The organism is Verrucomicrobiia bacterium, assembly GCA_019634625.1.
In the GTDB taxonomy this organism is placed as follows: domain Bacteria; phylum Verrucomicrobiota; class Verrucomicrobiia; order Limisphaerales; family CAIMTB01; genus CAIMTB01.
Map to the genome: position 1 here is coordinate 221,987 of JAHCBA010000002.1, position 12,142 is coordinate 234,128.

General features: G+C 67.1%; 8 protein-coding genes and 1 pseudogene. 4 read left to right on the forward strand and 5 right to left on the reverse strand.

What is annotated here, in order from left to right; genetic code table 11:
* Positions 1 to 232: 232 nt before the first annotated feature.
* From KF833_01905 to KF833_01915, 3 genes and pseudogenes are all read right to left on the reverse strand, one after another.
* Positions 233 to 1,249, reverse strand: a complete 1,017-nt coding sequence (locus KF833_01905) for a ParA family protein (GenBank protein MBX3744040.1) — start codon at positions 1,247 to 1,249, stop codon at positions 233 to 235.
* Positions 1,246 to 2,465, reverse strand: a pseudogene (locus KF833_01910) (putative DNA binding domain-containing protein). The gene KF833_01905 and the pseudogene KF833_01910 overlap by 4 nt, the downstream one beginning before the upstream one ends.
* A gap of 285 nt (positions 2,466 to 2,750) precedes the next feature.
* Positions 2,751 to 3,614 (reverse strand): SDR family oxidoreductase, encoded by an 864-nt coding sequence (locus KF833_01915; protein ID MBX3744041.1) that lies wholly within the window; start codon positions 3,612 to 3,614, stop codon positions 2,751 to 2,753.
* A 99-nt stretch (positions 3,615 to 3,713) separates the two neighbouring features.
* Here KF833_01915 and KF833_01920 point away from each other — a divergent pair, with 99 nt between their 5' ends.
* The 4 genes from KF833_01920 (at position 3,714) to KF833_01935 (ending at position 9,806) form a co-directional block, all read left to right on the forward strand.
* Positions 3,714 to 4,772, forward strand: coding sequence for a 3-isopropylmalate dehydrogenase (locus KF833_01920; protein ID MBX3744042.1), 1,059 nt, complete (start codon positions 3,714 to 3,716; stop codon positions 4,770 to 4,772).
* Positions 4,773 to 4,890: 118 nt separating this feature from the next.
* Complete coding sequence (locus tag KF833_01925) at positions 4,891 to 5,865, forward strand: WYL domain-containing protein (GenBank protein MBX3744043.1); 975 nt, start codon at positions 4,891 to 4,893, stop codon at positions 5,863 to 5,865.
* A gap of 22 nt (positions 5,866 to 5,887) precedes the next feature.
* Positions 5,888 to 6,382 (forward strand): signal peptidase I, encoded by a 495-nt coding sequence (gene lepB, locus KF833_01930; protein MBX3744044.1) that lies wholly within the window; start codon positions 5,888 to 5,890, stop codon positions 6,380 to 6,382.
* A 40-nt stretch (positions 6,383 to 6,422) separates the two neighbouring features.
* Entirely contained in the window at positions 6,423 to 9,806 is a 3,384-nt protein-coding gene (locus KF833_01935; GenBank protein ID MBX3744045.1) for a serine/threonine protein kinase, read from the forward strand.
* Positions 9,807 to 10,192: 386 nt separating this feature from the next.
* Here the strand turns inward: KF833_01935 and KF833_01940 are convergent, their stop codons facing one another.
* On the reverse strand, positions 10,193 to 10,786 hold the full coding sequence (locus KF833_01940) for a PEP-CTERM sorting domain-containing protein (GenBank protein MBX3744046.1): 594 nt from the start codon (positions 10,784 to 10,786) through the stop codon (positions 10,193 to 10,195).
* A 243-nt stretch (positions 10,787 to 11,029) separates the two neighbouring features.
* Complete coding sequence (locus KF833_01945) at positions 11,030 to 12,118, reverse strand: sugar phosphate isomerase/epimerase (GenBank protein ID MBX3744047.1); 1,089 nt, start codon at positions 12,116 to 12,118, stop codon at positions 11,030 to 11,032.
* Positions 12,119 to 12,142 lie beyond the last annotated feature (24 nt).

The window sequence follows — 12,142 nt, forward strand, 5'->3', positions numbered from 1 at the left end:
CGTCACGTTCGTCGCGGTGGCCGGTTCGGGACGCGCCGAGTATCTCGATTCGCGTCACGCTGACAAGGGGCGGGTCTGGGGATCGGGTGCTGCACGGTGCATCCCGGAGGTGTGGGTAGAGGCGCGAACTTCGCGAAGCATCGCCTCGGAGGGCCGAGTTCCACGAGGCCGCAGGGGTGGGGTGCTTTGGGTTGTGGACTCGCGGAGCTCGTCCCTCCGATTCACTGCCTCCTCACCGACAACTTGGGGATGCACCGGGTGCCGCATCCTCCATCCGGGCGAGGATGCGCTGGGCAAGCTCTTCGAAGTCGCTGTAGGCGTCGCGAACGGCGATGGCATGACTGCCAATGGCGCCATCAGCCGGGGTGAGATCGAAGAGGGGGCGACGGGCTTCCTGGGCCATGGGAACCAGACTTCGGAAATGTTTCAGTGTGGCGAGACAGTGCGGATCCGCTTGGGTGGGGAGGTCCGTGCCCGGCTCCTGGAGGACGGTTTCGCGATAGACACCCGGCATGCGATTGACCCACCGATCGTAGGCCTTTACGGGACGGCTCAGTCGGACATTGGCCTGCTGGACAACGTAGCCGAGAGGGTGCATGGCGGCGCGGGGAAGTCGGAAGTCAGGATGGGGCCAGTTGTCGAGGCGTTTGTTCCACTGACTGCGCCAGGATCGAAGGGTTGGGCCCAGATTTCGGAGGCCTTGAAGCGAGTAGAGATCCGCCCCGAGGGGAATCACCACGTGGTCGGAGCCGATGAGCGCAGAACGGTTGATGGCACCCAGATTCGGCCCGACATCGGCGAGGATCAGGTCTGCCCGGACGCGTTCGGCCGCCCCCTGGGCGATCTGCCAAAAGGCCGTCTGAATGCGGAAGGGCCGATAGAGATTGCGATCGCCCATGCTCTCCGGCCAGCTCGTTGAGAGCGTCTCCTCAAAACTCGAGAGCGCAACGTCCCCAACCACGAGGTGAAGTCGGTCGCTGAGAGCACGGAGAGCCGGTTGCTCGATGTCTCCCACGCGCATAAGCGGTTCGACCGCCTGGAACACGGTGCCCGGGCCATCCGGGCTGTTCCAGATACGCTCCATTTCGGTGTCATCGAGGAATGCCGCACTGAGGTTGGCCTGTGGATCCAGGTCGAGGGCGACCACCTGCTTGCCGAGTCGCGCGAGCATCCAGGCGAGGTGATAGACGAGCGATGTTTTGCCGACGCCGCCCTTGTTGTTAAAGAACGTGACGATGGGAACGCTCATGGGGCAGGGCGAAGGCAGATAAGGACGTGATGGGCCGTGGCCTCGATCTCCATGGGAGGGTTGCCGTTGTCGGACAGTTCCTGACGGGCAATCGCGAGACCGACACCAAAACGCTGCACGAAGCCCAGCACGCGCATGGCTTCCGCCACGCCAGGATTGCGGTAGTCCACCAGTCCTGGACGGCCAAAGTTCTCGACCGTCACCAACCCGAACGGGCCTCCGGGACTCAGGATTTCAAGGCGATCGGTGAACCACAGGATTCGGATGGGTGCATGGGTCGCTTCGTAGGTGCGATGCATGACCGCATTACGGGTCAACTGGCGGAGTGCAGGCAGCGGATAGTCGGAAGAGCGACGTTCTGTGGGAGCTGAAGTGATGTCCACCCGGGTTCGCGTTTGTGCGGCGAGGACGAGATCCAGCTCCCTCAGCATCGATGGGAGGGGTCCTGAGATCCGTCGGGAGTCGCGCACGGGATCGCTGAGCCGTGGCCCATCCAACCGGAGGAACTGAACAAAGGCGCCAGCGATGTAATCCTCGGGTCGCGTGCCAAGGGTCAGGATTCCCATCACGGTCGGCAATGGCTCGTTCACTCCGGTGATCATGCGACAGGCAGCAAGGCGCTCAGGGTAGCTTCGATCGTTGGCGGCAAGGACATCCGGTGCGAACGCGGCATGGAGGTAATCCTCCTCGAAGGATCGACGGTTGAGGTCGGAGAGGCTTGCCGAAAAGACAGGCTGCAAATCGAAAGGCAGGTCCCGATGACGGCGCCGTTCGTTGAGCAGGCGTTCGTCTTGGGCCGTGGCGATCGCCCGACGGGGCCCCACCCGGATCCAGATGCGTCCCCGGTAACGGACGGGCGGCGCGTCGGCGGGTTGGACCGTCACGACGGCCATCGCCGCACCCCTGAGAATGCGTCTCTCGACCAGCAGGGTTGGCGGCGGGACGATCTGACCGTCCGTTTTCATGTCCGCGAGCGTCCGGAGCATTTCATCGGTGACCGGAAGGCCCGAAGGAGACCCGTCATCCCTGGCCCCGACGAAAAGAACGCCGGGCTGCCGATGGCCGGGAAGGTCATTGGCAAAGGCGCACACGGCCTGGCGTCCCTTGTCCGGCGCATCCCCGACCAGGCTTCCTTCCGCTCGACCCAATCCGATTCGAGGCTTGAGAGGAGCGACTCCAGCTCCGAATCCGAATGGCGCACCGGCCGGCTTTCCATGGGTTGACAGGGGTTATTGCTGGCAAAGCCGCACGCCTTCCCGCCCGTGCGTCAGGCCCGAGCCATCGGGCAGGAACGGGAAGGGATTCCATGACCCGCCGGCTGCCCGTTGCCTACCATGCGTGCGCTGGGCATGCCATTCATTCTGCGAAACGGACGGTGTGATATCGGAGGGCCGAGCTCTGCAAGGCCTCAGGGGAGCGGAGCGATGGGATGGAGGACTCGCGGAGCTCATCCCTCCGATTCGCTGCCTCCTCACCCACACCTCGGAGATGCCCGTGGCTTTCAGGGCTTCACCCAGGCGGCGTAGCCTTCGCGGAAGCTGGGATAACGCGGCTGCCAGCCGAGTTCGCGTCGGAGTCGGACGGTGTCGATCCGGCGGTTGGCGGTGCCGCGGGCCGAGCGGGCGGCACTGGCGGCGCTGCGATTCGGGAGGAATTCCGGGCCGAGACGTTCTGCCAGCCAGGCTTCGAACGCCTCCGCCCGGACAGGGGTGAGATCGGAGACGTTGTAGAGGCTGCCGGGGACGCCGCGTGCGGCGACGAGGAGGATCGCCTCCACCAGGTCGTCACGGTGGACCATGTTCAGCCAGCGTTGCGGATCGCCGGAGGGCCAGGGCGCGCCCCGGCGGAGCATCTCGACGCGGTTGCGGCCGGGTCCGTAGATGCCGGAGATGCGGAGGATCCGGGCGGGGAACCCTTCGGTGGCGGCCTGACGGAGGACACCTTCGGATTCGAGGAGGATGCGGGCGGTGGCGGATTCAGGGGTGGTGGGGGAGTCCTCGGTGACCCATGAGCCGTCGGTCTGGGCGTAGACGGCGGTGCTTCCGGTGAAGACGTAGGCGGACGGGGGGCGCGGACGGAGCCAGGCGAGGAGCTGCCGGGAACCTTCGAGGTAGGTGGCGCGGTAGGCGTCGGGATCGCCGGCGTCCGGGGCGCCGCAATGGACGACCCAGTCCCAGTCCGGGGTACGGGAGGCGAGGGAGGCGGCCTGGGTGAAGTCCGCGATCCAGGGTTCGATGCCGGCCTTGCGGAGGACGGAATCGGCGTCGGGGGAGCGGCGGAGGCCGGTGACATGATGGCCTTCGGTGGCGAGGCGGGCGCCGAGGGCGAGGCCGAGGTAACCGCAGCCAGCGAGGAGAATGCGCATGGAAGGAGGATGGCGCCTGAAAACGCCTGTTGCCAGCCGGGGCGCGGCCGGTAGCCTGCGCCTCCCGCGTGTCGGGAGCGACGCGCCGGTCCACCACGAATGAAAAGCTATCAGATTGCCGTGATCCCCGGGGACGGAACGGGGCCGGAAGTGACCCGTGAAGCGCTGAAGGTCCTCGACGCCGCGGCGCAGAAGTTCTCCCTGAAGTTCGACTACACGCACTACGACCTGGGGGGCGACCGCTACCTGCGGACGGGCGAGGCGTTGCCGGACAGCGTGCTGGTCGAGTTGCGGAAGTTCCCGGCGATCCTGCTGGGCGCCATCGGGCATCCGGACGTGAAGCCCGGGATCCTCGAGAAGGGGATCCTGCTGCGGACCCGCTTCGAACTGGAGCAGTACATCAACCTCCGTCCGGTGAAGCTCTACGACGAGCGGTTCTGTCCGCTGAAGGACAAGAAGCCCGAGCACATTGATTTCGTGGTGGTGCGCGAGAACAACGAGGGGCTGTATGCGGGCGCGGGCGGCAGTCTGTTCAAGGGTTCGCCGCACGAGGTGGCGGTGCAGGAGAGCATCAACACCCGGCGCGGCGTCGAGCGTTGCCTGCGGTACGCCTTCGAGTTCACCCGGCGCCGGAACCGGGCGCGCAAGCTGACGTTGTGCGGCAAGACCAACGTCCTGACCTACGCCTTCGACCTGTGGTTCCGGGCCTTCGAGGAGCTGGGCCAGCAGGAGTACCCGGACGTGAACCGCGATTACGCCCACGTGGACGCCACGACCATGTGGTTCGTGAAGAACCCCGAGTGGTTCGATGTGATCGTCACCGACAACATGTTCGGCGACATCATCACCGACCTCGGGGCCATGATCCAGGGCGGCATGGGGATCGCCGCCGGCGGCAACATCAACCCGACCGGCACGTCGATGTTCGAGCCGATCGGCGGCAGCGCCCCGAAGTACACCGGCAAGAACGTCATCAATCCGCTGGCCGCCATTGCCGCCGCCCAGATGCTCCTCGAGTTCCTGGGTGAAACGACGGCCGGCGAGGCCATCGAGAAGGCGATCATCGGGGTCGTGCGCGACAAGCTGAAGGACCTCGCCGCCGGCCGGATGGGGTATTCGACCAGCGAAGTCGGCGACCTGGTGGCGGCGGCCCTGTAAGGCGCGGGCGGCGCGCCTGGCGCGGAACGTCATGCCGGCCGCCCCGAAAAAAAAGCGACCCGCCTTACGGCGCCGCGGGCCGCGCCCTCCCCTCTCCTCGCGTCCGCCCCTGGATCGGATGATGCAGATCCACCGGGCGTTGCAGGCGGGGCATCACCCGAACGCCACGCGGCTGGCGGGGGAACTGGAAGTGTGCGTGAAGACCGTCCACCGGGACATCGACTTCATGCGGGACCGGCTGGGGTTGCCGGTCGAGTACGATGCGGTCCGCAACGGCTACCGGTACACGGAGGAGGTGGGATCGTTCCCGTCGCTGCAGATCAGCGAGGGCGAGCTGTTTGCATTGATGGTGGCCGAGAAGGCCCTGCAACAGTACCGGGGCACACCGTTCGAGGAGCGGCTGGTGAGCGCCCTGCGGAAACTGGAACGGGCCCTGCCCGACACGGTGTCCCTGAACCTGTCCGAGTGGGACCACGCGATCTCCTTCCGGACCAGTGCGGAACCGATCGTGGCCGCGGCGGTGATGGAGGGGCTGGCCGGGGCCATTCAGGAGCGGCGCCAGTTGCGGCTCCTTTACCGCAAGCCCGGGGCGCGGGAGGTGGAGCCGCGGGTGGTGGATCCGTACCAACTCGCGAACGTGAACGGGGACTGGTACCTGTTTGCGTACGATCACCTGCGGAAAGCGATCCGGACCTTCGTGCCTGCGCGTGTCCTCGAGGCGACGCCCACCGGGGCCACCTTCAAGCGACCGGACCGCTTCGTCCTCGAGCGGCAGTTGCGGGACAGTTTTGGGATCTTCTCCAGCGACGGACGGTTCGAGGTGAGGATCCGCTTCGATGAGACCGTGGCGGATTACATCCGGGAGAAGCGGTGGCATCCGTCGCAGCGGCTGACGGACCTGCCGGATGGCGGGCTGGAACTCCGGCTGAGTCTCGGAAGCCTGGTCGAGATCCAGCGCTGGGTGCTCGGTTGGGGCGGGCATGCGGTCGCCCTGGAACCGCCCGAACTGGTCGAGCAGGTCCGACAGGCGGCGGTGCGGATCCTGGAACGAGGTCAGGATCTGGCGGGATCGGGCGGCGAATCCCGCATGTAGGGTCGAGGTGATCGGCGAAAGCATGAGCCCAACCTTCCGATCCGGGGATCTGCTGATCGTGAACCGACTGGCCTACCGCGATGCCCCGCCCCGCCGGGGCGACGTGGTCGTGGCCTCGCACCGCGACGATACGCTGGTGAAAAGGGTGGTGGGCCTGCCGGGGGAGGAGGTCGAAGTCCGGCAGGGAACCCTGCTGATCGATGGGCGCCGCCTCGATCCGGACCACCCGATCCGGGAAGGCCTGCTGACCATCGGCCGGGGACGGCTCGCCGAGGGGCGGTTTGCCGTCCTGGGCGACAACTTTGCCCTGCCGGCGAACCAGTTGGTGCACGCGGTGGTGGCGGAGGACCGGATTCAGGGGCGGGTGGTGGGGACGGTGCGGTGGTGGCGGTTCGGATGGGAGACGGACGAGCCGTCGGCGATCGAGACGGATAGGGGCCGGCTGGCCGGACGGTTGGCGCCGGACATCGAGACGGGGACGGCAAATGGGGATTCCCGGGCGGCACCCGCCGGATAGACTCCGTCCACGGGCGTGCGACCCGGACGTTCCCCCGACCATGGCTGCCTCCCCTCAACGTCCGGCAACGACCGAGCGCCGGTTTCCGGCCGATTCGCACTGGCGCGACGTGGTGCTGGATGCACTGGAACGGGAGGACCCGGCAGAACGGACCGCCTTCCTCGACGAAGCGTTCCGGTCGTGTCCGGATCTCCGGGCGAGGGCGGAGTCGCTGATTCAGGCGCACACGGAACTGGGCGGATTTCTCGAACAGCCGGCGCTGGGGGCCGGGCGCCAGACGGATCGATCTTCTGGTCTGGAGGCAGGCGAGCGGATCGGGCGGTATGTGACGGTCGAACCGATCGGCGAGGGGGGGTGCGGGCGGGTGTACCTGGCCGAACAGGAGGAACCGGTCCGGCGCCGGGTGGCGCTCAAGGTGATCAAGCCGGGGATGGATTCGAGGCAGGTCATCGCCCGGTTCGAGGCGGAGCGGCAGGCCCTGGCGCTGATGGATCACCCGTGCATCGCCAGGGTTTTCGACGCCGGCACCACGGCGGGCGGGAGACCGTACTTCGTGATGGAATGGGTGCGCGGCGAGCGCATCACGGAGTACGCGGAGAGTCGCGGGCTTTCCACCGAGGCCCGCCTGCGGCTGTTTGTCCAGGTGTGTCAGGCGATCGAGCATGCCCATCAGAAGGGGGTGCTGCACCGGGACATCAAGCCCTCCAACATCCTGGTGATCGACCAGGACGGGGCGCCGCTGCCCAAGGTCATCGACTTCGGCATTGCCAAGGCGATGGAGACGGCGCCCGGGGAGGGGACGCTGCTCACCGAGATGCACGCCTTCCTGGGCACACCGGCGTACATGAGTCCCGAGCAGGCGTCGATGGGCCGGGACATCGACACCCGCAGCGATGTGTATGCGCTGGGGGTGCTGCTTTATGAATTGCTGGCAGGGAGCACGCCGTTCGAGGCGGAGATGCTGACCCGGGCAGGTCTGGACGAGTGCCGCCGCATTCTGCGCGAGGTGGAACCCGAACGGCCTTCCCGGCGGCTGTTGTCGCGCCCGGGAACCGCCGATCCCGAGGTGGCCCGGCGGCTGAGCCGGTTGCGCGGGGACCTCGACTGGATCGTGATGAAGTGCCTCGAGAAAGATCGCGCCCGGCGATACGCGACGGTAAGCGCACTGGTGGAGGATCTCGAACGGCACCTTTCCGCGGAGCCGGTGGTGGCCCGGCCGCCCAGCCCGTGGTACCGGCTGGGAAGGTTTACCCGGCGCCATCGGGGTGTGGTGACCGCCTCGATGGCGGTGCTGGTCACGCTGCTGGCGGGCGTCGCCTTCAGCTCCTGGCAGGCGGTGCGCGCCACCCGTGCGGAGCGTCGCGCCTTCGATGGACAACATGAGGAGGCACGGCTGCGGCGCGAGGCGGAGCGGGAACGCGCCCTGGCCCAACTCAATGAGTACGTCGCCGACATCAACCTGGCGCAGCAGTCGATCGCCGCGGGCAACTTCGGGCGCGCATCCCAGTTGGTCGAGAAACACGCGGTCCGGGCCGGTGCGACGGACTTGCGCGGCTTCGAGTGGCGCTACCTGAAGAACCTCGTGCAGGGTGATCCCCATGTCGCCCTGCCGCCCCATGACGGCAGTGTCCATGCGGTCGCCTTCTCCCCCGACGGCAACCGGCTGGCCGTCGGGCTGCGCGACGCGGTGCACGTGTGGGAGGTGTCATCCCGGACCCGGTTGCGGGTGCTTCCCGCCGGGGGAATCTCCCTCGCCTTCCTGCCCGATGGCCGGTTCCTGGCGACGGCGGGATTCGAGTCGGCCGGGCTGTGGGATCTGGACGACGGAACGGAGGTCGAGAGCTGGCACCACGAAGGGGCACCCATGGCGGTATCGGGGGATGGACGTTGGCTGGCGATTTCCATCCGGGACGGCGTATGGCTCCGCGACCTGACCCGCCAACGGGAGAACCGCCTTCTGGCCGGAGCTGCGGGACCGCTGGCCTTCTCCGGGGACAGTGCCCTGCTGGTCAGCGGAACGGAGGACGGATTGCGCCTGTGGCGGGTGGAGGACGGGAACGCGATGGGGCTCCTGGAGGATTCGGATATGGCATGGGCGGTGGGACGCCACTGGTTGCGCACCGCGTCGGTGCTGGCGGTCGCTCCAGACGGACGCTGGATTGTCGCGGCCCGGAATGTGCCGTCGGCCAAGGGACTGTTCGTGGTGGGCGCGTGGGAAGCCGGCACGGGGAGGGAATGGGGGGTTCTTCCGGCCGACCCTGACCGGGTGGAGCACACCGGGGTTGTTTCCGCTCTGACGTTCCACCCGACGCGACCGGTTGTCGCGACCGGGAGCTGGGATCATTCGATCCGGTTATGGGATATTGAGAACCGGCGGCTGCTGGCCACGCTGCAAGGTTCCAGGAACGAGGTCTGGGCGGTGGCGTTTTCTCCGGACGGCGCGATGGTCGCCAGCGGCGCCAAGGACGGCGAGGTGCGGCTGTGGCCGGTGGAGGAGCCCAGGGCGGATGCGTTTCTGGCCGGGTTCAAGGTGCCCCTGGGTTATACGGGGGACGGACGGAGGCTGGCGGTGCTGGATCCTGGCGAGGGCGCGATTGTCGAGATCGGTTTGGAGAGGTTCGAGGTGGGGGCGATACGGCGGGTTCCCGGCTTCGCGGAGCCTCTCCGACGTCCTTTTGCCTACGCGGCCGGGCCGGGCGTCCTCGCGGTGGGCGATGGACAGGGCGACGTCCAGATCTGGGAGCGGGATGGTATCGTCCCCCGTCGGGTTCGAATCTCCGACCGGCCGGTGGTGCATCTGGAACTCTCCCCCGATGGACGGTACCTGCTGGGTCGGGATTGGACCGGGCCGTGGACGGTTCAGGACCTGGTTGGGACCGGATGGCCGCATGTCGTGCAGATCGAGGGGCACCGGCTGCTGTTTGCCGGGGATGGGCGCACGTTGATCGCCCTCCCGGACTTCCGAAGCGTGGCGCGGTGGGATATGGCGACCGGCTCCCAGGTTGCAGGCTTCCCGGTGGAGCCGCCCGCGGGTCTGGCCGGGGCGCTATCGTTCGATGGGAACTGGCTGGCGGTCAGCGGCGGTCCCAACGATCCCCATCACGCCATTCGCCTGTGGGACACGCGCACGGGCGACGGGCGCGGGCAGCTACTGGGACACAAACAGGGCGTGCGGTCGCTCGCCTTTTCGACGGATGGGCGCACGCTCGCGTCCTCGAGCGACGACAGCACGACGAAGCTCTGGAATCTCGCGTCGCTTCAGGAGTTGCTGAGCGTCCGAAAAGTCGGACTGGTGCTTTCCGATCTGGCATTTTCGCCGGACGACCAATGGCTGACCGGTGCCGGCGGCTGGCCCATGGGCAATGGGGGCATCCACGTCTTTCGCGCGCCTCGAACGGGGATCGGCAGTTCCGCGGGACCCTGACCCACAACCGCGCAGTAGGGTCGCATTAGGGTCGGTGTGCCGGATTCGGAAGAAATCCTGGCGGGATTCGCCGGGTTTCTCCGCTTGAACGGGAGCCCGCTTCGGCGATGAACCTGAAGGGAACGTCGCTGCGGGGGGCCATTCGATTCGGAGCGGACTGAATCCTGAGAATCCTGGATTGGTTCGGCCGGAACCGATTCGCTTCCCAACCGGGTCCGGGAGGTGGACCGGCACGGTGACCATTCGCTACTTCCGGCGCGTGCCGGGCGGGCGCGGGCGTTCCGAGCGGATGAAGCGGGCCCGGGAGAGGAGGGCCTAGACTCGCTGTTTCCAACTGGGTACACCGGGCCGGGTGCGATCCATCCGGCCCGGAACTTTCAGGGCATTCAGGACTGGCGCCGCCGCCACTGGCGCACTCCCGCAACTCCAAGGCCAATCAGGGCGAAAGCGACCGCCGCCGTGGCGGGTTCGGGCACCTGGCCGGCAAGGATCGTGGCGTTGACATCGGTGTTGTAGGCCCAGCCGTGGATGGTGGCGGTGTTGGCATCGGGGGCGACGCTGTAGTCGATCCAGCCGAATTGATAATCGCCGGGCGTGCCGGTGTTGAGAGCGATGGGCAGGAAGCCGCGCGTGGCGAGAAACGGTCCTCCGGTGCTGGGGGGGGACTCCTCCCAAAAGCCCAGGGCTCCCGACGAGGCATACCCGGTCGTGTCCGGTCCAATCACCGTATTCTCGGCCACATTCGCAATCAGGATGAGATGGGGGATGGCGCCGGTGACTTCCACATTTTGGGAGGCGCCATCCGGCAGCTCATCCACAAAGAAATGGAAGTCGTTGCCGCCACCGTTCAGATCGATGGAGATGGTCGGGGCATCGAACCGGTCGATGTCGATATCCAGCGGCCCGCTGTACACAACCGCGGCCTGGGCCACAAAGGCCCCCGATCCAAGCAGGGCCGCCAGCAGGGCGATGGCTGACAAGCACCGGGGCGTCCGCGACGGGGACCGGACGGGGACACACGAATCCGAAACCGGGCACTGGGTGGAGTTCATCTGGCGTTCAGAGGATTTAGGGGCGGCGGTTGGTCCGAAGGTCCGAAGGCCACCTTGAGACCTTCGAGCGACGGGACCGCTCTGACCGGTATCTTCGCCTGAATGCCCCTCTTCCAGTCAAAGGCTTTCCGCAGGGTCGGACAAAACACGAAAAGTGCGTAAGCGAATTCGTCAGGCCCGCCCACGGACGCCCAGTCCGAGGACGTCGCGGCAATAGCGGAGACTGCGTTCGAGGTCTTCGCGCTGCCGGTCCGGATCATTGGCGTTGTAGGTCTCCCGGGGGGTTCCACGCTTGGCCAGACTGAGGAACCGGGCGAGTTCGGCAGCGGTGCGGTTGGGCCAGACCTCCCAGAAGGACGGTTCGAGGTAGGGGAACTCGACGGCGAATCCGCCGATGGTTTCGATGTTGACCGCGACCCCCGGGCACAATGCGGCGTATCGGGCGAAGTAGTGCTTAAGGTCCACGACCCCGCCGTCGCCCATCGCGGTCCACTGAACCCGGCACCCCTTCTCGGTCTCCCAGATGGCGCTGTCGCGGAGGCTGGTGGTGAGGGCGTAGGGGCCCAGTTTTTCGAGGCTGTCGAGGGGATCCTCGAGGGTCCAGACGGCATTGCCCGAATCCATGTTGGCGCCCACCCAGTCCCGGCCTGCAGCCTCGATCAGGGTGATCAACTCGTCCGCCGTCATGTCCCCGGCATGGTTTTCCATGGCGACTTTCACGCCGAGATCCTGGGCGAGGGCGCGCTGCGACTTGAGGACGGCGACGGTGTCTTCGATACGGGCGTCAATGCCACCGGGGGTGCGGCGGTCCTCCCGCGAGCCAAGGACCACGCGAAAGGCGGGGGAGCCGACGGCCTTCGACAAACGCAGGCCGAGGGCAAGGTGCTCCTCGGCGGTGCCCCAGTCCTTGCGAAACGTGCGGGAAGTCGGGCAGATGCTCCATGAGCCGAGGAGGATCTCGATTCCCTTGTCTGCGGCGTAGCGGCGAAGCTCCCGGGCTGCGGCCTCCTCGAGGGACCCCAAGCCCGCAAGGTCGGTGATGAACAGGGTGTCCATCTCGAGCGACGCCGCATAGTCCACCAACTGGCGGCCGGTCCACTTCATGGCGCGCACGGCGAAGTTGTCGAGACCGAGCTTGATCCGCGTCTGCGGCGCCTGGGCCAGCGAGGGCAGCGACCGTGTGAGCGCGGTGCCGGCCGCGGCGACGGCCAGCGTGCGACCGAAGTCACGACGGGAGCAGGGGAAGGCGGCGGGATTCATGGTGGGGCGGATGCTTCCGGGATT

What these genes read in the sequence shown, in the direction of transcription:
- KF833_01905 (MBX3744040.1), bottom strand. Translation starts at nt 1,249, where the DNA reads ATGAGCGTTCCCATCGTCACGTTCTTTAACAACAAGGGCGGCGTCGGC.
- KF833_01915 (MBX3744041.1), bottom strand. Translation starts at nt 3,614, where the DNA reads ATGCGCATTCTCCTCGCTGGCTGCGGTTACCTCGGCCTCGCCCTCGGC.
- KF833_01920 (MBX3744042.1), top strand. Translation starts at nt 3,714, where the DNA reads ATGAAAAGCTATCAGATTGCCGTGATCCCCGGGGACGGAACGGGGCCG.
- KF833_01925 (MBX3744043.1), top strand. Translation starts at nt 4,891, where the DNA reads ATGATGCAGATCCACCGGGCGTTGCAGGCGGGGCATCACCCGAACGCC.
- lepB (MBX3744044.1), top strand. Translation starts at nt 5,888, where the DNA reads ATGAGCCCAACCTTCCGATCCGGGGATCTGCTGATCGTGAACCGACTG.
- KF833_01935 (MBX3744045.1), top strand. Translation starts at nt 6,423, where the DNA reads ATGGCTGCCTCCCCTCAACGTCCGGCAACGACCGAGCGCCGGTTTCCG.
- KF833_01945 (MBX3744047.1), bottom strand. Translation starts at nt 12,118, where the DNA reads ATGAATCCCGCCGCCTTCCCCTGCTCCCGTCGTGACTTCGGTCGCACG.